Source organism: Paenibacillus sp. S-12, from assembly GCF_030363895.1.
Classification (GTDB): Bacteria; Bacillota; Bacilli; order Paenibacillales; family Paenibacillaceae; genus Paenibacillus_B; species Paenibacillus_B alvei.
On sequence record NZ_JASIUF010000016.1, the window covers coordinates 38740 to 61269 of the forward strand.

19 protein-coding genes are annotated in these 22530 nt (G+C 47.3%); 6 read left to right on the forward strand and 13 right to left on the reverse strand.

The window, feature by feature from the left end:
* The first annotated feature begins 8 nt into the window (after positions 1-8).
* The 4 genes from NO352_RS15620 to NO352_RS15635 are packed head-to-tail and all read left to right on the forward strand — an operon-like array spanning position 9 to position 4833.
* Positions 9-1169 (forward strand): YheC/YheD family endospore coat-associated protein, encoded by a 1161-nt coding sequence (locus NO352_RS15620; protein ID WP_289356074.1) that lies wholly within the window; start codon positions 9-11, stop codon positions 1167-1169.
* Positions 1166-2542, forward strand: coding sequence for a YheC/YheD family endospore coat-associated protein (locus NO352_RS15625; protein WP_289356075.1), 1377 nt, complete (start codon positions 1166-1168; stop codon positions 2540-2542). Before NO352_RS15620 ends, NO352_RS15625 begins: the two co-directional genes overlap by 4 nt.
* The gene (locus NO352_RS15630) at positions 2539-3648 is read left to right on the forward strand and encodes a YheC/YheD family endospore coat-associated protein (protein ID WP_268621776.1); all 1110 of its coding nucleotides are present in this window, start codon (positions 2539-2541) and stop codon (positions 3646-3648) included. The genes NO352_RS15625 and NO352_RS15630 overlap by 4 nt, the downstream gene beginning before the upstream one ends.
* A gap of 24 nt (positions 3649-3672) precedes the next feature.
* Positions 3673-4833, forward strand: coding sequence for a YheC/YheD family endospore coat-associated protein (locus NO352_RS15635; RefSeq protein ID WP_289356076.1), 1161 nt, complete (start codon positions 3673-3675; stop codon positions 4831-4833).
* 117 nt (positions 4834-4950) lie between these two features.
* Here the strand turns inward: NO352_RS15635 and NO352_RS15640 are convergent, their stop codons facing one another.
* The 3 genes from NO352_RS15640 to NO352_RS15650 form a co-directional block, all read right to left on the reverse strand.
* On the reverse strand, positions 4951-5991 hold the full coding sequence (locus NO352_RS15640; protein ID WP_289356078.1) for a S66 family peptidase: 1041 nt from the start codon (positions 5989-5991) through the stop codon (positions 4951-4953).
* A 113-nt stretch (positions 5992-6104) separates the two neighbouring features.
* Entirely contained in the window at positions 6105-6656 is a 552-nt protein-coding gene (locus NO352_RS15645) for a delta-aminolevulinic acid dehydratase (protein ID WP_289356079.1), read from the reverse strand.
* 140 nt (positions 6657-6796) lie between these two features.
* A complete protein-coding gene (locus NO352_RS15650; RefSeq protein WP_289356080.1) occupies positions 6797-7501 on the reverse strand; it encodes an HAD family hydrolase in 705 nt (234 codons plus the stop codon).
* A 223-nt stretch (positions 7502-7724) separates the two neighbouring features.
* On the opposite strand from NO352_RS15650, the gene NO352_RS15655 reads away from it, so the two are divergent.
* Positions 7725-8705: a YpdA family putative bacillithiol disulfide reductase gene (locus NO352_RS15655; RefSeq protein ID WP_289356081.1), complete on the forward strand. Its 981-nt coding sequence runs from the start codon at positions 7725-7727 to the stop codon at positions 8703-8705.
* Between the two features lie 44 nt (positions 8706-8749).
* Here NO352_RS15655 and yfkAB read toward each other — a convergent pair whose 3' ends face one another.
* From yfkAB to NO352_RS15675, 4 genes are all read right to left on the reverse strand, one after another.
* A complete protein-coding gene (gene yfkAB / locus NO352_RS15660) occupies positions 8750-9913 on the reverse strand; it encodes a radical SAM/CxCxxxxC motif protein YfkAB (protein ID WP_171419144.1) in 1164 nt (387 codons plus the stop codon).
* A gap of 68 nt (positions 9914-9981) precedes the next feature.
* Positions 9982-12228 (reverse strand): MMPL family transporter, encoded by a 2247-nt coding sequence (locus tag NO352_RS15665; RefSeq protein ID WP_268621764.1) that lies wholly within the window; start codon positions 12226-12228, stop codon positions 9982-9984.
* Between the two features lie 97 nt (positions 12229-12325).
* Complete coding sequence (locus NO352_RS15670) at positions 12326-13420, reverse strand: HD-GYP domain-containing protein (RefSeq protein WP_289356082.1); 1095 nt, start codon at positions 13418-13420, stop codon at positions 12326-12328.
* A gap of 258 nt (positions 13421-13678) precedes the next feature.
* Complete coding sequence (locus NO352_RS15675) at positions 13679-14503, reverse strand: undecaprenyl-diphosphate phosphatase (RefSeq protein WP_268600453.1); 825 nt, start codon at positions 14501-14503, stop codon at positions 13679-13681.
* Between the two features lie 223 nt (positions 14504-14726).
* Here NO352_RS15675 and NO352_RS15680 point away from each other — a divergent pair, with 223 nt between their 5' ends.
* A complete protein-coding gene (locus tag NO352_RS15680) occupies positions 14727-15797 on the forward strand; it encodes an HD-GYP domain-containing protein (protein WP_289356083.1) in 1071 nt (356 codons plus the stop codon).
* 80 nt (positions 15798-15877) lie between these two features.
* On the opposite strand, the gene NO352_RS15685 is transcribed toward NO352_RS15680, so the two are convergent.
* From NO352_RS15685 to sufC, 6 genes are all read right to left on the reverse strand, one after another.
* Positions 15878-16711, reverse strand: a complete 834-nt coding sequence (locus NO352_RS15685; RefSeq protein ID WP_005551723.1) for a polysaccharide deacetylase family protein — start codon at positions 16709-16711, stop codon at positions 15878-15880.
* 273 nt (positions 16712-16984) lie between these two features.
* The gene (gene sufB / locus NO352_RS15690; protein WP_005551259.1) at positions 16985-18382 is read right to left on the reverse strand and encodes a Fe-S cluster assembly protein SufB; all 1398 of its coding nucleotides are present in this window, start codon (positions 18380-18382) and stop codon (positions 16985-16987) included.
* A 41-nt stretch (positions 18383-18423) separates the two neighbouring features.
* The gene (gene sufU, locus NO352_RS15695) at positions 18424-18846 is read right to left on the reverse strand and encodes a Fe-S cluster assembly sulfur transfer protein SufU (protein WP_005551261.1); all 423 of its coding nucleotides are present in this window, start codon (positions 18844-18846) and stop codon (positions 18424-18426) included.
* Complete coding sequence (locus tag NO352_RS15700) at positions 18833-20059, reverse strand: cysteine desulfurase (protein ID WP_005551262.1); 1227 nt, start codon at positions 20057-20059, stop codon at positions 18833-18835. The genes sufU and NO352_RS15700 overlap by 14 nt, the downstream gene beginning before the upstream one ends.
* Positions 20056-21372 carry a Fe-S cluster assembly protein SufD gene (sufD, locus tag NO352_RS15705; RefSeq protein ID WP_268600690.1) on the reverse strand — a complete coding sequence of 439 codons (1317 nt, stop codon included), beginning with the start codon at positions 21370-21372 and terminating at the stop codon, positions 20056-20058. The genes NO352_RS15700 and sufD overlap by 4 nt, the downstream gene beginning before the upstream one ends.
* Before the next feature lie 40 nt (positions 21373-21412).
* A complete protein-coding gene (gene sufC / locus NO352_RS15710; RefSeq protein WP_005551268.1) occupies positions 21413-22195 on the reverse strand; it encodes a Fe-S cluster assembly ATPase SufC in 783 nt (260 codons plus the stop codon).
* Between the last annotated feature and the right edge of the window lie 335 nt (positions 22196-22530).

The window sequence follows — 22530 nt, forward strand, 5'->3', positions numbered from 1 at the left end:
TGGCAGCAATGAACGCTTCAGAAGCTTCATATCCGACACTTGGCGTTCTGCAATGCGAAGCGAAAGGCGTGCTGCCATTCACGGAGGCAGCGTATTGCCGCAGATTATCCATAGCCGGACGCAAGCACGGCATTCATGTTATGGTGTTCTCCCCGCTATGGATCCATTGGAATAACCATACCGTACATGCATTTGTATATACCAAATCGGGGTGGGAACGCCAAAATCTCCCCCTGCCTGCGCTCGCTTACGACAGGTGCACCTACACCGATAACCGCCAATACAGAAAAACACGGGCAGCGATAGCTCGCATGATGGAGCAAGCAAATGTAAGGCTGCTAGGTGTCGGCTTACGAGGCAAATGGGAGATCTATCGTTCCTTGCATAATGACTCCTACCTATCTCCCATACTGCCCCCTACTCGGCTGTTCACAGGCGTCGCCAACCTCGTTGATCAGTTGAGTCGTTTTCAAGAAGGACTATTTCTGAAGCCGCATGGTGGAACTCACGGGAAATCTACACTCCATATTCACCTCCACCGCAACAGCGAGGAGGAGACAGGTTCGAAACTCATATCCTCTCCGCTGGAACTGCGAGGACGAGATGACAACAACGAGGCGATCCATCATCTTTTCCCTTATCCTCAAGAGGGATTCGCCTGGATTGAACGGTTTGTAGGCAATCGAAAGTTTATCATTCAACCCTATTTATCATTGGCCACCCAAGAGGGAGAGCCGTTCGACATACGCGTTCTCATGCAAAAAGACGAAAATGGGCGCTGGGATTTCACGGGTATGGCTGCACGAATAGGCCAGCCTAACAGCGTCACTTCGAACCTGCACGGGGGCGGTCGAGCCGTCCCGGTCATTCCGTTCTTGGCAAGCCAATTTGAACCGAATCACGGACAGCGGCTTATCAAACAGCTACGTCAATATAGCAAGTACATTCCACCGCTTCTGGAGGCTCAGTATGGGCGAATAAGCGAGATTGGCCTCGACTTCGGTATCGACCTCGATGCTCGCCTCTGGCTGCTTGAAGTCAACTCCAAACCTGGCAGATCTGTCTTCAGACAAACGGGTGAGCACGAAGCCGCTTTAAAATCAGTGGAAAATCCGATTTTGTACGCACGCCACATGTTGGTTCGGTACCTTAGGAGGGTCAGTTCATGAGTTTGACGGTATGCAACGTCCATTTGACGCCAAATTCCGGTAAATTTTTATATGTCTCTAACTCGCTATTGAAAGAACTTAAGCTTACAGGCAAACGATCGGTAAGGCTTAAACTCGGCAAATCAGTCACTCCAGCATTGGTCAAACCGATCCGTAGGCCCGGCAAGCATCTCTACGTTACAGCTGGATTGCGTTCTTCAATTCGCGTCCCTAAGTCAGGATCCGTGCTTTTGTTTAGTGAAACAGAGGGTGATCTGCAGCTCGGCCCCCTTATAGGCATTATGTCAGACGGAGCTTCAAGATCTCCTGTGGCTCCATTCGGTAACCGAACAGGATTCATTAGACAAATATTGCGAACAGGCAATAAAAAAGCTTATGTGTTCGCTTTTGCCCCACGCGATATCAATTGGCAAAACGAAACCGTGCTTGGCTACTTCCTAGGTCCTTCCGGAGGCTGGGTAAGACGAACCGTCCCGCTCCCCGACGTCGTATACAACCGCTTGCCAAGCAGGCGAGCCGAAACCTCTGGCTCTTACAATATGATTCGGGAACGCTTTACCCGTAAGAAGATACCTTTTTTCAATTGGAGCTTCTTCAATAAATCAGATGTGTATGCCTTGCTGAAGGATGAAATAGAAGCGAATCGATATGTCCCGGAATCCGTTATGAATCCCTCAACCGATACAATACGCTCGATGCTGGAACGTCATCAATTTGCCTATTATAAGCCATCCGGTGGCAGCCTCGGAATCGGCATTTATCGACTTACCTACCTGCCTAAGAAAGGGTATTTTGCACGCTATACAACAAATGGAAAAAACGTACTGCTCCGCTTTCGAACCTTTGCCAGCCTGATGCGCATGCTGGAAGCAAGACATGGCCGCAACCTTCGCAATTATGTGATTCAGCAAGGTGTTCGCTTAATTGAAATTGACGGATGTCCGATTGATTTCCGTTTCCATATGCATAAGAACGGAGACGATAAATGGGCGGTTGTCGGCATCGGTGCCAAAAAGGCAGGCAAGGGCAGTGTAACCACACATGTTAAAAATGGCGGCAAACTGATGACCCCTTCGCAGGCACTTCAACGCGCCTTCGGGAACCGCTCAGACGAAGTCCTTGAGAAGGCGAAAAAGATTGCCATTATTTTGGCAGAAGCCATTGAACGCAATCATCCACATTTGCTGGGAGAGCTCGGATTCGATATCGGCATTGATCGTGACGAGCATGTCTGGATGTTCGAAGCAAACGCCAAACCTGGACGCTCCATTTTTAAGCACCCTTCCCTTAAGAATGAAGGGCAAGCATCGATTGAACACATATTGGATCACTGCCTGTACCTAAGTAAATTCCGCAGGGGGGAGATCGTGTGAGCGGCAAAGAGAAAGCAACACCTACGCCGGTCGTCGCCATATTAACAATGGATGATGCCAAAGAGCATTTCCGCGGCAATCGCGATAATTTTGCCGACATCATTCAAACTGGAAGAGGCATGGGATTTATCGTCTATCTCCTTACCGTAAAAGACTTGAAGCTTAATGCCAAGCGGGTCATCGGATATACGATTAACGACAACAATATGTGGAAGCAGGAGTGGTTCCCGCTTCCGCATGTCATTTACAATCGCATTCCTCTTCGGGAAGATGAAAGTCTGCCTGCAGTGAGCAGCAAAATCAAGGAAGTGCTCGCCCATCCAACTATACGCATATTTAACCCTTATTTTTTCAATAAATGGAATTTATTTGAATGGTTAAAAAAATCCAAGATCACGAAAAAGTATATTCCATCAACGAAGCGGCTAAAAACATCCAGTACGTTAGGAAAAATGTTGCATAAGCATCCATATTTGTTCCTGAAGCCGGAATCCGGCAAGGCGGGTGCCGGCATTATGACTCTCCGCGTGAACCATACCAAAGCACTGAAATACCGCCTTAAGATTCAGGATAAAAAGAAAAGTCTATCCTACAAGTGTGCAACGATTACGAAGCTATGGAGTCGGATACAGAAGCAGGCAGGAATGCATGACTATATCGTGCAACAAGGCATTCCACTAGCCGCCAGCAATCGACGTCCCTTCGATCTTCGAGTCCTTATTCAGAAAAATGGACGGGGACATTGGGAAATTACAGGCGTTGGCGCGCGTGTCGCCGGTTCATCTAGTATTACGACACATGTACCGCGCGGCGGAAGCATAGACGATCCAGAAAAGCTCCTTATTTCCGTGTTCGGTACTGGACAGTCCAAGCGCATCATGACTCGAGCCAGACATGCTGCACTTATTATTGCAAGGCAGATTGAGCGCGCCTCAGGTCATTTACATGGCGAGATGTCAATGGACTTAGGTGTCGATGCAAGCGGCAGCATCTGGTTCTTCGAGGCAAACGCAAAGCCAATGAAGTTCGATGAGCCTCATATTCGGCATCGTTCGCTTGAGCGCATATTTCAATACTGCCAATATCTTGCAAAGCAGAGCGGATGATGGACAGGAAGAAGGTGAGTACGCTTGAGTCAACCTACACTAGGTATATTGACATTGTATTTGAATGAACGGCGTCATCTCGAAGAACGGCCCGTGTATCAGAAGATGATTGCAGCTGGCAAAAAAGTGGGACTCGAGGTATATGTGTTCACTCCACAGGATGTTGATGAACAGCAACGCCGCATCAACGCGATGTGCTACAATCCAGAGACAGGACGCTGGACTCGAAAATGGACTCGATTTCCCCACATGATATTTGACAGGTGCCGCATCCAAAATAGCTATCGCTTTAAGCAGCTTTGCCGCTTTCGCAACAAATACAAACATCTTCTGTTCTTGAATCGCCCTTTACGCAACAAGTGGACGATCCATCAAGTCTTGTCAGGGGTAGCTTCCATTAAGCCACACCTCCCCAACACTCGCTTATACCGTTCAATTCAAGACTTGCAAAGCATGCTGCGCACAAACTCCCTAATTTACCTGAAACCTATCAACGGGACTGGAGGAAGGGGCATCCTGCGTATTGAACGTTCGCTGAGCAGTCCCTCCACCGTATTCGTTCAAGGCCGCGATCATCAACGGCGAATTATACAGCCACAGAAACTGACCCTTAACCAACTGGCCACGAAGCTAGCTGCATGGAGAGCCGTGGATCGTTACTTGGTGCAGCAAGGGATATCCTTGAAGCTGTCGAATGGGCGCGTACACGATTATCGCATGCTCGTGCAGAAGAACGGTAACGGGAAGTGGGAAGTGACCGGCTGTGCGGGTAGAGTGGGGGCCAATCGGAGCATCACTTCGAATCTCCACGGAGGCGGGAAAGCTGTACGTATGGATGAGCTGCTTAAAAAATGGATTGGTGACGAGCAGCGCATTACCGAAGTGAAGGAAGAAGCAGAAAGAATCAGCCTTGAAATTGCTCAATATCTTGAAGAAAAATATGGCGCTCTATGTGAATTGGCGCTGGATCTCGCCATTGATCGCAAGGGCCACATATGGCTGCTTGAGGTGAACCCAAAACCTGCACGAGAAGTATTCAGTCGGATTGGAGATCGGGAGACGTATCGGGCTGCTATCTCCCGGCCAATTGAATACGCAGCCTGGCTGCATCGCCAAAAAGGCAAACGTCATGGGGATGTGACAATATCAATCGTAGAAGAAACCGATCCTTCAACTTCAGAGTAAATAGATTCAAGTGCCTAGACCGCAATCGTGACGACGGTAAACAGCTTATCGATTCAAGTTCTGCAAGACACCACCGTAATCCTCGCAATGCGGACACGGTGGTGCTTCCTTTTACAGTTAGTCCTTAAATGGACTTTCAAGTAACACAACTTCATTCGTACTTGGTCGAAGCTCAACTTGACCACCGAGCGGCAGTATAAGCTTCGGATCTGTATGACCGAAGTCAAAATTGACCACAATCGGCAATTCCCCGGCGCCGAACTCCCCTTTGACGATGTCGACAATAAGATCATACAGCCGCCGCGTCTCTTCCTCACTGTAGTCCTTCGCCCGGCCAAAAATCAGCCCCTTTGCCTTCGCGTATACACCCTGCATCCCGTAATTGCGCAGCATGTAGCCAACTTGCATTGGCGACGGCTTCTCTTCTGAGGTTTCAAAAAAGAGAATTTTATTCGCCCAGAACGAAGCTTCCGGCCAATATGGAGTCGACTTCATAAACTCCAATACCTCAATACAGCCGCCCCATAAATCCCCTTGTTGGACGGCTTCCCCTTGCAGAAAGATCCATCCCTTCTTATTCGAGATGAACTCCTGGCATTGACCTAGCGTATCAAGGTTGCTCCAATCCTGATATCCATTCGTCCATTTCATGTATGGCGCATAGGCATATGGATAATCATTTGAAAACAATAGTGCATCCAGATGAGCGGTATACGCATCGGGCAAATGCTTCAGCTGCGCGATTCCTGCCAATATCGAAGGACCATAAAAAGTGATCATGCCAAGCTGATTCAAATATGATAAAAAGGTTGTCGCATCCGAAAAGCCCATGATCATTTTCGGATTATTCTTGATCCGTTCAATATCCAAAAAGGGCAAGATCCGAATCGATTCATATCCTCCAATGGAACAAATAATGCCGTCAATGCTCGGATCAGCAAAGGCTTCATTCATATCCTGCGCGCGCAGCTCAGGGTGGCGATACAGCTCCGTCGGCTCCATTCTAGCAGTCGGCATTTCTATAATTTCAAGACCGAACAGTTCTCGTAAATTGCGCAGACCAAGCTCATAGGTATCCGGAAATAAGTAAGGAAGGCCGCTCGAAGGGGAAATGATTGCAATTTTAGAGCCACGTTGCAGTCGCTTTGGCTTAAGCATATAAATACCTCCTAAATTTCCATTAATTTTATTCCTGATGCAACTAGGAGTCAATCCTATATTTTCCATACATAAAAAACCGACACCGCAAATCAATGCGGTGTCGGCTTTCCTTACTTCGTATACAGTTGATACATCAATGTATCCTCGTCAGCGGCACGAGCGAGATCATAAGCCTGCTGAATGCTTCGTTGGTTCTGGATCAGCTCATAACAGAAACGGGTAACAAACATTAACGTACTGTTCCCGTATGGATAATCGTTAGGTGCAATATACGTTTGGCAGCCACTGTCCAAGAATGCCTCGGCCATTTCCTTATGGCCCAGATCACAGCCGTTGGCGATTACTGTCCGGCCATCGAGCTTGGCGAATTTCCGAACTTCCTCGCTGCTGAAATCGCCGCGCGGCTCCCCGTCATCATACACATCGTCTCCAATCTCAGGCATCACGAAGCGGCCCTCGTCGCCATGGAAATTTAAGATGACAAGATCGGTGTCGGGGAACAAATCCTTGCCAGACAGAACGTCAGTAAAATCGTTTGGTCTTCCCACCCAATACATGAACACCCGAGCTCCAAAGTACTCCAAAGTAGCTCGAAGCGCTTGCGTCTCCATATCACAATCCGGTCCACACACAATAGCAACATTCATTTCAGGTTTACTCATTCGAATCAGCCTCCATATTGTTTAAGTAGTTACGCGCGTACGCATTTGTTTCAACTACTAGAAGCAATGGAGGCGGTCTGGCCCACCACGATACAATTCGACGTTACTTCTTCATTACTGTCTTCCCTTCAAGATTGTTATTATTGCGATGAAGCATACAAATCAAGCAGCTCATCGAAGTTATGGATCAGAACGTCCGAACCCTTCAATTCCTCATCCGCACCGAAACCAGCATACTGACAACCGATAACCGTTTGTCCATTTTCTTTGCCGGCCTCCACGTCCGAAGAGCGATCACCAACCATCCACGCCGAGGAAATGCCGTGTTCCTTCAACAGAAGCTCTACAAGCTCCACCTTCGTCGAAGTCTGGCGCCCTCCGGCACTATACAGCTCCGTGAACAGTTCAGTCAATCCGTGCGCATCGGACACACCTTGCACATATTCTTCCAATCCATTGCTGGCTACAAACAACTTTACACCAGATTCGCGCAAATTGGCAAGTGTTTCCTTAACCTGCGGATACAGTTCCGTTTCCCCTTCCTGCAAGCCTTTCAGTTCATATTCGAGCAGCAGATCATCCGCACGCAGTCTTGCTTCCTCGCTGGACTCCGGCATTACTCGCTTCCATATATCTGCAAGCAGCATGCCAAGAGAGCTTAATATGCGCTCCTCCGGCGGGGTTGGCCCTTCGAATAAGCCCTCATTTCGAAGCTGATCAAACGTACGATGATACGCTGGAATCAACAGCGTCTCCGTCTTGAACAACGTACCATCCATATCAAAAATCATCGCCTCCGGGCGCTTCAACGTGCCAGTGGAACGAGATACATCAGAAGTAGTCATTCCTTTCCCTCCAATTCTATAGTTGTCATTGCACAGACTATACATCATTGTACACAACATCAATCCATGATTCATTAGCAATATTGTAAATGTTTTGTAATCCATATGTAAGGATGAGGATAGCCAATTCCATTCCCGTTCGATATGATAAGTATGTGGAATATACTAGAGACTAGATTATCGAATTACACAGCAAACAACTTGTCATACGGAGGCGAATCAATTGGAACAGGCGATCATTATCGGAGCAGGTCCATGCGGACTATCTGCTGCTATAGAATTACAACGGATTGGTATGAATCCGCTCATCATTGAGAAGCACTGTCTCGTGAACTCAATATATCGGTATCCTACCCATCTGCAATTTTTCAGTACGCCGGAAATGCTCGAAATCGGCGGCATGCCATTTGCCAGCCCACACGACAAACCATACCGAGATGAAGCACTCGTCTATTACCGCAAGGTAGCAGAACGATACCAGCTCCGCATTCGTTCTTATGAAGAGGTAAAGTTTATTCACAAAGAAGAAGACGGAACGTTTACAATTCATTCTACAGCACGCAGCGGCTCATCCATCACACATCGTGCGCGTTATGTAGTCGTCGCTACAGGTTATTTTGATCATCCGAACATGCTTGGCATCCCGGGAGAGTCCCTGCCGCACGTATCTCACTATTTCCAAGAAGCCCATCCTTATGCGGGCATGAATGTCGTGATTATTGGCGGAAACAATTCAGCTGTTGATGCTGCACTTGAGTTAATGCGAGTCGGAGCTAAAGTTACGGTTGTCTACCGCGGTGATGAGTTGACTGCTCATATCAAACCTTGGGTTCGTCCGATCTTTGACAGCATGATCGCAAAGGGAGTCATTGGAATGAAATATCATTCCCGAGTCGTTCGAATCGAACCAGATCGGGTACATATTGAGCATAATGAGGGGGGCACGGAAGTCATCGCAAGCGACTTCGTTCTCGCCTTGACCGGATTCAGACCGGATCGCACGATGCTGACTGCAAGCGGAATTGAGCTGCAAACCGACCGCGAAAAGCCCGTATTCAATCCGGAGACAATGGAGACGAATGTGCCTGGATTATATGTAGCTGGGGTTATCTCATCAGGGCGAGATGCCAACGAGATATTCATTGAGTCTGGCCGCTATCATGGGAAATTAATTGCTGATCATTTGAAGCAGCAATCCCGTTAAGAGCAGCGGGTGGGTAACAACCCACCCGCCTCTTCATGAATGATCTAGGACAGCACAGCCGTCCGCTCCTTGAAGTTCACTCCCCGATAATACATATCGGCAACGAGCAAATTCGGCCCGCAGCAGGAAGCCTGCGGACAATGGCAATCCACCGTTCTGGAAAGCGGATGTTCATTCAGCCAAGCATTGAATGTGTCATCGAGCTTGCCGGAATAGATGCTGCCGAACGCCGGAATATCCGCGAAGTCCGTTACATAGATATCCCCGCTAAACAAGTTGACATTCAATCGGTTACGGCCATCCGGGTCGTTGCGAACAGTCACCATTGGTTCTTTATGAAGACGTTGCAGCAATGCCTGATCCTCTTCATTCCTATTGCAGGAGAAGAAAGGCAGCGTGCCGAACAGCATCCACATCTCTTTATTGCGAGTATCCAACAGCTTATGAATAGCTGCGCGCAGCTGCTCAATTGGAAGCACAGGCAAGTTCTCCGCAAAGGAGCTCGGGTACATCGGATGAACCTCATGGCGCTTGCATCCCATTTCATCGATGAGTCGATGAATTTCACTCAGCTTGTCGTGTGTCCGATAATTGACCATGGATTCAGCGGAAATATACATGCCTGCTTCACTCAACTTGCGTGTATTTTCAATCATGCGCTCATACAGTCGGCCTGCCGCACCGGACTTCACCTCATGGCTGCTATGCGTGAATCCAACCGCATGGAAATCCTCCATACATGTATAGTTGAACGAAATATGCATGACATCCAAGTAAGGTGCTACCATTTCATATCTGCGCATGTCCATCGTCAAGTTGGAGTTGATCTGGGAACGTACCCCGCGCTCGCGCGCATATCGCAACAGGGGAACGATATACTCCTTAACCGTCTTCTCATGGAACATCGGCTCACCGCCGGTTATACTTATCGTCTCCAAATGCTCAACCTCTTCGAGACGCTGCAGCATCAGATCAAGCGACAGCTTGGGAGGCTCATTTGCGACCAGTGTGTATCCAACCGCACAGTGTTCGCAGCGCATATTGCACGCCTGCGCCACAGTCATCTCCACACTTGTCAATACATGACGGCCATATTGCTGCAAAGAACGAATCGGATCCCATGGATCGTAGGCTGGACTAATTGTTCTTAGTCCTGCTGTCCCTCCTTGCTCCGTGTTCACTATCTTCTCCGCTTGCAATTGATTCATGATTCATTCCACCTAACTTTCTAGTTGCCTGCTTTCAGCCTTCGTTGAAAAAATAATTGCTTACATATTTATAGCATACTTCGCCGCTCCTTGCGTCGAAACATTCTTGGCGCCCACCAATTGGCACGGCCCATCAGCTTCATAAATGCAGGAACAAGCAGCACCCGAATAAGCGTCGCATCCAAAAATACCGATACCGCAAGCCCAAGCCCGATAGCCTTCATCATCTCATTATCGGTGAAAATAAAAGCACCCACAACAACAATCAAAATGAAGGCCGCACTTGTAATAATACTTCCTGTCTTCATCAACCCTTGTGCGGTACTGTGTTCATTGTCCTTCGTGCGATCATACTCCTCAGCAATTCGGGACAACAGAAACACCTCATAATCCATAGATATGCCGAAGACGACACAAAAAATGATGATGGGAAGCATCGCCACCACCATACCAGTTGAGGTGACCTGCAAAAGGTCAGCCAAATGACCGTGCTGGAAGACAAGAACGACGATGCCAAGGCTTGCTCCCAAGCTCAGCATGTTCATCATAACCGCCTTCAGTGGCAGAAGAATCGATCGAAACGCGACAAAGAGAACCACATACGTCACGACAAGAATAAACGCGATTACGAACGGCAGTGCAGCTGTTATTCGTTCTATGATATCCCGTTGAACTGCCGGGCCGCCGGTTACATGTTTCCCCTTCAGTCCCGAACCAGATTCAATTTGACGCAGCTCGTCCACTAACTGGAACGCAGCGTCGCCCTTCGTGTGAGGCTTCGGAATGACTTGGATAACCAGCATCTTGTCACGAAGCGGCAGCTTCAACTCCATCTGGCTGCGCAGCTCTGGATGAGACAACGCAGCAGCCTGCGCTTCAGCTCCCTGTATATTCAATTGCGCCAATGCACTCACATAGCTGTCGACCCGTTGGACGCCATCTAGGTTATGAATGCGGGTCGAAAGACCTTCTATCGATCGAATTGCATCCACAGAAAAATAGGGCTTGTCCGTCTGCACGACGATCTGAATTGGATTCAATGCCTGCTCATCATAGGCTTCCTTCATCAATTCCGCACCATAGCGCGATTCATACTTGGGCGGAAGCATCTCTGCATCTGGTATCCCAATCTTCATGCTGCCGATTGGCCAAGCACAAGCAGCCAGGATTGCAGTGAGCAGCAGCACAATCAATACAGGATGCCTCATAACCCCATATGCAATGCGGCTCCACAATTCACTGCCCTCTGCCTTCTTGCTGCGTCTCCATCGTGCAGGAATGACAGGGAATTGATTCACCCTATGGCCAAGTAGACTCAATAGTGACAGTAGAAGTGTATTTCCCGCTGTGACCGACATCATGACCACAATGACACCGCCAATGCACAGCGAACGAAATAGAGATAAATCAATAAAAAGCATCGCAATTAAGCCAATCAGCACCGCAACACCCGAAAATACAATCGACTGGCCCGCAGTTTGCGCAGTCATCGCAATCGCATGCTCTACAGAAGATTGCTTGGCAAGCTCCTCACGGAATCGGCTTACGATAAACAACGCATAATCGATGCCAACGGCTAGACCCAGCATAGACACCATATTCGGCAAAAAGTTACTGAGCGTGTCAGTGATTTGGGCAATTCCATAGATAATCCCCAGTGTCGTCGTAACACTAAAAAGCCCAATTATAAGCGGCAGCACTCCTGCAAGCCATGTTCCAAATACGAACAAAAGGACGAGCAGCGCAATAGGAAGCCCGATCAGTTCAGACTTTACAATATCGTTCTTGCTCGCTGTCTGAATATCATAGTAGACCGGCGTAGTGCCTGTCACATAGGCCTTAGCGATCGGAATATCCGTTATAAGCTTGCGAAGATCGGGATATCGATCAAGCGCCTCATCCGTGTCCATATTGATACGGACATGAGCTGCAATAACATCGCTCCGCTTGCCCGTTCGATCCTGTGTCCGAAGTTGAATGTTTCCGACGGCCGAATCCCGCTTCAGATCTGCAAGTGAGCGCTCAATTTGCTGGATGGAATCTTTCGTGGACAAGGAGCTGCTGTCCCTGCTCTCATAGACAATATCCATCGTCGTGGAAGAAATGCCAAGCTCATCTCGCAGCAGTTCATAACCTGTATAAGATTCACTGCCAGTCGGCGTGAATCCATTATTCTTGAGCATGGAAGGCACTTGTACGGCCAGTATGGAGGTCAATGCAAACAAAATCGTCCAGATGATCCATACTGCATGACGCCATCGATACATCCACTTTCCCCAATGCCACAACCAACCTTGTCTGGCTGCTTCCCTCACGTGACGAACCTCCTGCTCGCTAGTAGACTGAATGAAGGGATGATAATAATGAATAATAGCTTAAATAGCATCGCAGCATATGATGTTCGCAAAGCGCTTAATCGGTTGCGTGATAGCCCACGATCATAACGTGAAGTTTCTTGGATAGATCAATTTCATGGGGGATCTTCAATGGATTGCCTTCAGCATCGTACAGTATTCTTACAACAGGACGCTGTGGGTATTCAGCATGTATGCGGGCAATAACACCTGACTCACCTGTATTCAAATGAATCGACATCCCTATCGGATAAACAGCCATACGGTCTCGAAACAGTTCCAGCATACGCTGCTCATATTGCGTTCCTGAACCGGTATAAAGAATTTCCAGCGCCTCATGAGGAAGCATCGCTTTACGATACACACGATGCGTTGTCAAGGCATCATAAGAATCTGTAATTCCAACCCATTTCGCATATTCATGAATATCCGCCGATTTGATGCCGCGTGGATATCCGGAACCGTTCAATCGCTCATGGTGCTGGTAAGCACAATGAGCCGCCAGCAGCGGAATATTCGGCTCATTTTTCAACATGTAGTATCCAATCTCTGTATGCTTCTTCATCTGTGCAAACTCATCATTCGATAATGAACCTGGCTTGTTCAATATGTTCAGATTAATTTGCGTTTTGCCGATGTCGTGAAGGAGCGCACCCATGCTCAATGTCCGAAGTTCATTTCGAGGATACCCATGATGAAGCCCTAGCAAAGTCGTATATACACACACGTTCAGGGAATGTCGAAACAAATAATGATCTGTCGTCTGCATATCATTCAGCATAACCATCGCTTTATGGTGACCATACAAATCGCCTATTATGGCATCCAACACCTCAAAAAACTCCCGCTTCAGTGTCGTGTGCGAAGCTGAACGCTTACGCGTCATTGCTTCTTCAATCAATCGTTTGAATTGCTTGCGAATCGTCGCGTTGGCAAGTTTTCTCGTATCCCCGCTCAACACATTCGGTGCATGAATACCTTCTGTCCGCGCATCTTCCACGTACACATAGGAGACGCCCATCGCTTCCAAGCGCTGAATATACGCAGTACTAAGCTCGACTTGCTCCTTGAGCAGCACAAGACCTTCTTCATTATATATTTCTTTTGCTAATCGCATGCCGGCTCGGCACGCTTGTATAGGTACCCATCGCAAGCAGAGTCAACCCCTGAAGTTATGATATTTACATTCACTTAAAATGCATCGAATTAATCATATCAAATTCTCGCTAGACTAGCGAGTCACTGCCATACATTCCTTTATCTAAGTTGGGAAATTGGCAGAATTCGCTGGCGATCTCCGCTATTATCCATGGATCTCGGATGAATAAAAGTATACATCTTTTGCATACTTCTGAATTTTCCTAAAATAAAATTTTCAAAATGTCCTGCCCCTGTCAATCAGGAACAGCAGCTACATGATGAAGTACCAGAATAACGCTGCCAAAACGAAGCGATAAATTGCGAAATGGCGAAGTTTAATCCGCTGAATATGCTTGAGGAAGACAACAACAATTACATAGGCTACCACAAAAGATACTAAAAAACCGAGCACAAAAAAAGCGAGAATATCGAGGGTAAACATCTTATAATTGTCAAGCAGCTCATATCCACTCGCTGCACACATAATCGGGATCGCGATGAGAAAGGAAAAATCCGCAGAAGCTCGGTAGCTAACGCCGCTCAGCATACCTCCCGACATCGTAGATCCTGAGCGGGAGAAGCCTGGCCACAACACAGACAGAATTTGAAACAAACCAATAGAAAAGGCTTGCTTATAGCTAATATCATCCATCGTCTTCGCTGATGGCTCTCTGCGAGAACCGTACCATTCCGCGAACCACATAAATGCGCCTCCGACGACAAGCGCCAACAATACCGTTGAGGTGCTGTCAAACAACTGCTTAATATGATCTTTTGCTAGGTAGGCCACACCTAACGCGGGAGCTATTCCAATGGCGACATGGAGCAGATTCAATCGTTGACAGACGACATTCCCTTGCTGAACGGTTCGTTTGCGCAAGCCCAACATCCCCATGATCCGATCCCAATATACGACCATCATGGCCAGTGTCGCGCCTAGCTGAATGACGATCTCGAACGTTTTAAGCCAGCTAGCCTGCTCCTCAATCCCCATTAGCTTCGTTGTTAATATCATATGGCCTGTCGAGGATACAGGTATGAATTCAGTTAATCCTTCAACAATACCAAGAACAACTGCAACGATGACATAGAACATGGATAAATCCCTCTTTTCCTCCTCATACGAAGTTACTCGAGTTCATCTAATGCGAGCACTCCGAAATCGGACAAAGTATCTTGTTCTTTGTATACGAGCAGCGGATGAATTTCAGCACCAATTTTTCACAATATTCTGGAAAATGTTATTGTTATCTTTTGTCAGACTTTGGTATGATAAAAGATACATGTAGGTCAATATGACTAGAAAGGTGTGACATTTCGTGCGGATACATGTCACAGAAATTCAAGAAGGGGACATTCTCTCGAAGGATATTTTCAATGATAATGGTCTGTTGGTGCTGTCTGCAGGAACCGTCATGAAGCAGCGGGACATTGCTCTTCTCATTCGTCATCATTTGGAAATGATCAATATCGAGGGCAGAGCATGCACAGAACCTGCAGTAGAGTCCCCTTATTCTACGAATGAAGGGCAGCAAACCTATCACAGTGCCCATCAAGGGATGCAGAACAGCTATAATACGGCAATTCACAATGTCGAGAAAATATTTCAAGATGTCGTCCAACATGGATTTGTGCAAGATGAGCTTGTTCAAGAATCCATCACACCGCTTATTCAACAGATGGAGAAGCAGCATGATGTTGTCTCCCTCTTGCTTCTGCTGGACTCAAAGGATGATTATACGTATCAGCATTCCGTGCAAGTCGGTATGCTGTCCTACTATATTGCGAAGTGGATGCATTACGGGGAAGAAGAAGCGATTCGTATTTGCAAGGCTGGATTTTTGCATGATATCGGCAAGTCCCAAATTGATCGACACCTGTTACACAAACCAGAGATGCTGACATTTTCCGAATTCGAACAAATGAAATCTCATACTGTTCTCGGATATGAGATTATTCGTGCTGCTTATGATGATGAATGGCTTGCGGTCGCTGCCCTCCAGCATCATGAACGCATTGATGGAAGCGGTTACCCTTATGGCACTTCTGATCTTGAGATTCATCCAGTTGCTCGCATCATTACCGTTGCAGATATATATAGTGCGATGACAAGCACACGAATTTATCGGAGCAAGCAGGATTTATTTACGGTTCTGAAAGAGCTTCATACGTTGAGCTATACTGGACTTGATCCCAAAATCGTCCATACCTTCATTCGCCACATGCTGCCTAACTTCGTTCATAAGCAGGCACGCCTAAGCGACGGGCGAACCGGAACAATCATCATGAACCATCATACTGAATTTTTCCGGCCGCTCGTGCAAGTTGATAATCAATTCATTGATTTAACGCAATTCCGCAATCTGCATATTGAAAAGGTATACATGTAAGTTGCTGTACTAGATTTATTCGTTTACAGCCTGCTTTTTCAAGTGAAGCGCGTCATGATTAACGTATTTATAAGACGCGCTCAGGATGTTTTCGCTTTGACCCGATGTGCCATTAATTCAGAAACGGTGACAAATGAATAGCCCCGCCGCTTCAATTCGGGCAGTATTTTCTTCAGCGCTTGAATGGTCTGTGTGCTTCCCTCTACTAAGTCGTGCATTAGTACGATGTCACCGTTTCTTGCATGTCCCAGCACCTTATTGACAATTCGATCTACTCCTGGTGAACGCCAATCCTTCGTATCTTGATGCCACGACCATAAAATAACGCGGTACCCCTTCTCCCGTGCAATTTCTACAAGCCGTTCATTATAATACCCGCCTGGCGGTCGGAATAATTGGGGCGGCGTGCCCGTCACCTCTTCAATGACTCGATGCGCCTTCATGATTTCCTCTTCAATTTCTGCCTTCGTTACCCCTTTGCGAAAATACTTATGGTGGTACGTATGATTCGCAATTTCATGTCCCTCACGAACTGTGCGCTTTACTAATTCTTGGTGCGACTTTACTCTCCATCCTACGACGAAGAAGGTAGCCTTGGCATTATACTGCTTTAACAGGTCTAAGATAACCGGAGTACGGGTTGGATCAGGGCCATCGTCAAAAGTGAGTGCAATCCGCTTGCCAGCAGACGGCACTTCCCACACAATGTCTCCTCGTCCTTCATAATAGGCACGATCTCTGCGAGCTGGCGCACTCTCATGATGTGTGTCTATTTGTGTCGCTACGGACATGGCACTTGCCTTAACTGGTGCAAATACACTTAAAATCATACATCCGATTAGCATCATGATACAGAATCTGTGCTTACGGCAAATATGCCGTATTTTTCGCTCCTGTTGGATAGGGTCAACCATTTCCAATCCTCCTGTTGCGTGATGAGATAACATAGATGCGAACCCGCTGCAAGCAAGTTGAACATCAGCATAAGGATTAGTATGCCAATTTTGGGGTGTACCATGCGGATAAAAGCAAAATGGGGACAAACACGGAGAAAATGAGCGAAAAACAAAAACTTCTTTATAAAAAAATACGTGCCCTCTGCTTGATGCACATCGTACATCAAGCAAAAAGGGCACGTATCTTCCTTCAACGAAACAAGGCTGATTGGCTCTTTGCCGAAGCAATCCTTAGCCGATAGAGCCTTCCATTTCGAATTTGATCAATCTATTCATCTCAACCGCATATTCCATTGGCAGTTCCTTCGTGAACGGCTCGATGAAGCCCATAACGATCATTTGAGTCGCCTCATCTTCAGTTAAGCCGCGGCTCATCAGGTAGAAGAGCTGATCCTCGGATACCTTGGATACAGTAGCTTCATGCTCCAATTGAATATTGTCGTTGCGGATCTCGTTGTACGGAATTGTATCAGACGTAGATTCGTTATCCAAAATCAAAGTATCACATTTTACGTTTGATTTTGCACCGTCAGAATCACGACCGAACGATGTCAAGCCGCGATACGAAACCTTACCGCCATGCTTGGAGATCGATTTGGAAATAATGGTCGACGTTGTATCTGGAGCCAGGTGAATCATCTTCGCACCAGCATCCTGATGCTGACCTTTACCTGCTACCGCAATTGACAGTACAGAGCCTTTTGCTCCGCGGCCTTTCAATACGACTGCTGGATATTTCATAGTCAGCTTGGAACCGATGTTGCCGTCAACCCACTCCATGTTCGCATTCTCTTCCGCAACAGCACGCTTCGTAACCAGGTTGTAAATGTTCGGCGCCCAGTTTTGGATTGTTGTATAACGAACACGCGCATTTTTCTTCACGATAATCTCAACGACCGCACTATGAAGGGAGTTCGTGCTGTAGATAGGTGCTGTACAACCTTCAACATAATGTACGAAGCTGTCCTCATCTGCGATGATGAGCGTACGCTCGAACTGACCCATATTCTCGGAGTTGATACGGAAATATGCTTGAAGCGGAATTTCACACTTTACGCCTTTTGGCACGTAGATAAAGCTTCCGCCCGACCATACTGCACTGTTCAATGCAGCGAACTTGTTGTCCGCCGGAGGAACGACAGATGCGAAGTGCTCGCGGAAGATCTCCGGATGCTCACGAAGTGCAGTGTCCGTATCCATAAAGATAACGCCTTGCTCTTCGAGATCCTTCTGCATGCTGTGATAAACAACCTCAGATTCGTACTGAGCCGATACACCAGCAAGGAACTTTTGTTCCGCTTCTGGAATGCCGAGCTTATCGAATGTTTCCTTGATCTCAGTCGGAACTTCTTCCCATGTCTTACCTTGCTTCTCAGAAGGACGCACATAATATTGAATGTCGTTGAAGTCCAACTCATCCAAATCGCCGCCCCAACGAGGCATTGCCATTTTGTTAAATTGCTCAAGCGACTTCAAGCGGAATTCCAGCATCCAGTCAGGCTCGCCCTTAATACGGGAGATCTCAGTAACGATCTCCGGCGTCAGCCCTTTACCGGATTGGAAGACTGCTTGGTGATTATCGCGAAAGCCATATTTATATTCTTCCATTTCAGGCATCTTTTTCGCCATAGTTGTTGTACCTCCTCTGTGCGAACGTCGCACTTGATCGCCTATTCAGGCTTATCGATCCCTTTGCGAAGCGCGTTCCAAGCCAATGTCGCACATTTAATGCGGGCTGGGAACTTGTTTACACCAGATAGAGCCTCGATATCTTCATATTCATCAAACGTAGCGTTCTCGCCTTTTACCAAGGCAGAGAAGCGCTCAGCCAATTCATGTGCTTGCTCCAACGTTTTACCTTTGACCGCTTCCGTCATCATTGATGCACTAGACATACTTATCGAGCAGCCCTCGCCTGTGAATTTGGCATCCTCAACAATGCCATCGTTCAACTTAAGCTGCAGAGATATGCGATCACCACAAGTCGGATTGTTCAGGTCAACGGTAACCGTGTCGTCCTCGAACGTGCCGCGGTTGCGCGGCTTTTTGTAGTGATCCATGATGACTCGGCGATACAGATCATCCAATTGCATCGCTGAAATACTCCTTCGTTTCCCGCAAGGCTTCCGCCAACCGGTCAATGTCTGCTTCCGTGTTGTACAAATAGAAACTTGCGCGTGCCGACGCACTTACCTTGAGCCAACGCATCAGCGGCTGGCAGCAGTGATGTCCGGCACGTACGGCAATCCCCTTCGCATCCAGAACGGTAGCTACATCATGCGGATGGATATCATCCAAATTGAATGTAACGAGCCCGATCCGCTCGCGGCGAGGGCCATAGATCGAGAGTCCATCAATCTCAGACAAACGCTCGACCGCATAGGCGCCAAGCTGCATCTCATGTTTATGAATGTTGTCCAGCCCTATTTCGTTTAGGAAATCAATCGCAGCGCCTAGTCCGACAGCACCTGCTATGATCGGTGTTCCCGCTTCAAATCGGGCAGGAACATCTTTCCACGTTGATTCATACAAATCAACGAAGTCAATCATTTCGCCGCCGAACTCGATTGGTTCCATTTTCTCGAGCAGTGCCATCTTCCCATATAATGCCCCGATTCCAGTTGGTCCGCACATTTTGTGCCCTGACAATGCATAGAAGTCGCAATCCAGCTCCTGAACATCGATCCGCATATGCGGCGTACTTTGCGCGCCATCTACCACGATAACTGCCCCATAGCGATGTGCGATCTCCGCAATTTGTTTGACTGGATTTACGATTCCGAGCACATTGGATGCATACGCAATCGATACAATCTTCGTTCGAGCCGTAATCGTCTGCTCCACATCTGCAAGCAAAAGCGTGCCATCTTCCTGCATCGGGATATATTTCAACGTAGCCCCTGTCGCTTTCGCGACCTGCTGCCACGGAATCAGATTGCTGTGGTGTTCCATTTGTGTGATGACAATTTCATCACCCTCGCCGCATACACTGCGTCCATAGGAAGATGCAACAAGATTAAGCGCACTTGTCGTACCGCGAGTGAATACAATCTCTTCCGTACGATTCGCATTGATGAACCGGGCAACTTTCTCCCGCGCACCTTCGTAAGCGTCTGTCGCTCGGGAACCGAGCGTATGGACGCCGCGGTGTACGTTGGAATTGTCCTTTTCATAATACGCTTGTATCGCATCAATTACGGATCTCGGCTTCTGTGAGGTTGCCGCACTGTCTAAATACACCAACGGATGACCATTAACATCCTGATTTAAAATCGGGAATTGCTCACGAAGCTCGCGTCCAATCATTGTCCCAGCTTCCTTTCGATGTAACGCTTCAGCAATTGCTGCAAATGCTCTCCTGGCAGTTCAGCTACAACTGGTGCCAAGAATCCGCGGATAATCAAGTTCTCCGCCTCTTCACGAGCAATACCGCGCGACATCATGTAATAAACCTGTTCTTGGTTCACTTGACCAGCAGAAGCAGCATGACCCGCTGTTACATCGTCCTCATCAATAAGCAAAATTGGATTCGCATCTCCACGCGCTTTCGGGCTCAGCATAAGTACGCGCTCTGTTTGCTCACCATTTGCTTTGGTTGCTCCCTTTTCAATCTTCGTAATTCCGTTGATGATTGCGGAAGCATTTTCGCGCATAACTGCGCGTGTAATCATTTGGCTGTCAGAGCTCTTACCGAAGTGAACAGCTTTCGTCGTAATGTTCAGCTTTTGATCGCCATTTCCTACGCATATTACTTTTGTATCGGATGTAGAACCGTTGCCTACGAGAATGGAGTTCGTTTCAGACGCTGCATAGCCGTTGTGCATTTCGCCTACAACCCACTCAATGCGGCCGTCATTTTCAACTACTGCGCGACGAATCGTAATATCCGTTGCCTTCTCATCCAAATGATGTACAGATGCGTAAGTTACCTTCGCTCCGGATTTCACGAACACTTCTACAACACCATTATGAACATAAGCATCAGTAGAAGCACCAGATACGTAGTTGTCTACATAGTTTACACGGCTGTTCACATCCGCAACAATCAATACATGCGGTGCGAATGTAGCCTTTGCATTATCTGTATAGAACAATGCTTGAAGCGGAATATCTACTTCTACGTTTTTCGGCACGTATAAGAATACGCCGCCATTCCATACTGCGGCATGCAAAGCTGCCAACTGATGCTCGTCAGCCTTCAGCGCTTGCATCAAATGCGGCTTCACCAGCTCTTCATGCTCACGAGCCGCCGTTTCCAAGTCTGTAAAGATAACGCCCTTCGCTGCCAGTTCTGCTTGCAATTGACGATATACTACCCCGGAATTGTGCTGAACCAATACGTTGTCTACCTGTGCGGAAGACTCATCCCCAGTCAATATAGTACGAACTTCTCCCGGAATATCAGCAAAAGCAGAAACTTGTTGGCTGTCTACATACTCACCATATGCTTGAAGATCCCAGCGTTCAATTTTTGTTTTTTCAAATATCGGATAATCCAGTGCCGCTGCTTGATCCAACGCTTGCAATCGCAATTCAGCAAGCCATGCAGGCTCACTCTTGCGGCTCGAAAGCGCAGCGACCGCTTCACGGCTCACTGGCAATGTCGTATTCGTGCTCATCGGTCTATCGCTCCTCCTGTCAATCGTTTGCTAGAATGAATTACTCGCCTTGTCCAACTGTTTCGTCTGTAATGCCGAGTTCTTCCTTCACCCAGTCGTAACCTTCGGCCTCAAGGCGCTCAGCCAGTTCAGGACCGCCGGATTTCACGATACGACCTTGCATCATAACGTGTACGAAGTCAGGCTTCACATAGTTCAGCAAACGTTGATAGTGCGTAATAACCAAGAATCCGCGATCTTCGCTACGCATAGCATTTACACCATTTGCAACGATTTTCAATGCGTCGATATCCAAACCGGAGTCGATTTCGTCCAAGACTACGATTTTCGGTTCCAGCATCATCATTTGCAAGATTTCGTTACGCTTCTTCTCCCCGCCGGAGAAGCCTTCGTTCAGGTAGCGATGAGCGAATTCTTCATTCATCTCCAGTTCTTTCATCTTGCCTTCCATTTGACGAATGAACTTGATCAAGGAGATTTCGTTGCCTTCACCGCGGCGAGCATTGATTGCGCTGCGCAAGAAGTCGGAGTTCGTTACACCTGCGATTTCGCTTGGGTATTGCATCGCAAGGAACAGACCCGCACGAGCGCGCTCGTCAACTTCCATCTCAAGCAAATCTTCTCCGTTAATTGTAGCAGAACCTTCTGTTACTTCATATTTAGGATGGCCCATCAAAGCAGAAGCGAGTGTACTTTTACCAGTTCCGTTAGGACCCATGATAGCATGTACCTCGCCACCCTTCATTTCCAGATTGATTCCTTTCAGAATCTCTTTACCTTCAATGGTCGCCTTTAAACCATTAATGACGAATTGAGTTGACATTGTGTTGTAACCTCCAGATTGATGGATTTGTAGAAAAGATGTATACTGAAAGAACAATAAATCTTTATCCACGCTATAAGATTTATCACATTGTAATCATTATAAAATGATTATCATTGATTCTCAATATAATTTTAAAACAATCATTTGTATAAATCAACCAGCGCCCCACCCATGCTGCCTCTATCTTTCGCCAAATAACTCCTTTATTCGTTACAAAAGCGCGCAATCTGCTAGAGTCACATCGCCTGCCAATTTTATATATAATTTCAGTAAAAAGCGCACCCTTCTCAGGATGCGCTTATATGTTTCTCATCAAGGTTAGTCATTTATAT

Coding starts and splice junctions, on each gene's coding strand:
- NO352_RS15645 (WP_289356079.1), bottom strand. CDS start 6,656: ATGAGTAAACCTGAAATGAATGTTGCTATTGTGTGTGGACCGGATTGT.
- NO352_RS15640 (WP_289356078.1), bottom strand. CDS start 5,991: ATGCTTAAGCCAAAGCGACTGCAACGTGGCTCTAAAATTGCAATCATT.
- sufD (WP_268600690.1), bottom strand. CDS start 21,372: ATGAGCACGAATACGACATTGCCAGTGAGCCGTGAAGCGGTCGCTGCG.
- NO352_RS15675 (WP_268600453.1), bottom strand. CDS start 14,503: ATGTTCTATGTCATCGTTGCAGTTGTTCTTGGTATTGTTGAAGGATTA.
- sufB (WP_005551259.1), bottom strand. CDS start 18,382: ATGGCGAAAAAGATGCCTGAAATGGAAGAATATAAATATGGCTTTCGC.
- sufC (WP_005551268.1), bottom strand. CDS start 22,195: ATGTCAACTCAATTCGTCATTAATGGTTTAAAGGCGACCATTGAAGGT.
- sufU (WP_005551261.1), bottom strand. CDS start 18,846: ATGCAATTGGATGATCTGTATCGCCGAGTCATCATGGATCACTACAAA.
- NO352_RS15700 (WP_005551262.1), bottom strand. CDS start 20,059: ATGATTGGACGCGAGCTTCGTGAGCAATTCCCGATTTTAAATCAGGAT.
- yfkAB (WP_171419144.1), bottom strand. CDS start 9,913: ATGAATCAATTGCAAGCGGAGAAGATAGTGAACACGGAGCAAGGAGGG.
- NO352_RS15620 (WP_289356074.1), top strand. CDS start 9: ATGAACGCTTCAGAAGCTTCATATCCGACACTTGGCGTTCTGCAATGC.
- NO352_RS15625 (WP_289356075.1), top strand. CDS start 1,166: ATGAGTTTGACGGTATGCAACGTCCATTTGACGCCAAATTCCGGTAAA.
- NO352_RS15685 (WP_005551723.1), bottom strand. CDS start 16,711: ATGGTTGACCCTATCCAACAGGAGCGAAAAATACGGCATATTTGCCGT.
- NO352_RS15650 (WP_289356080.1), bottom strand. CDS start 7,501: ATGACTACTTCTGATGTATCTCGTTCCACTGGCACGTTGAAGCGCCCG.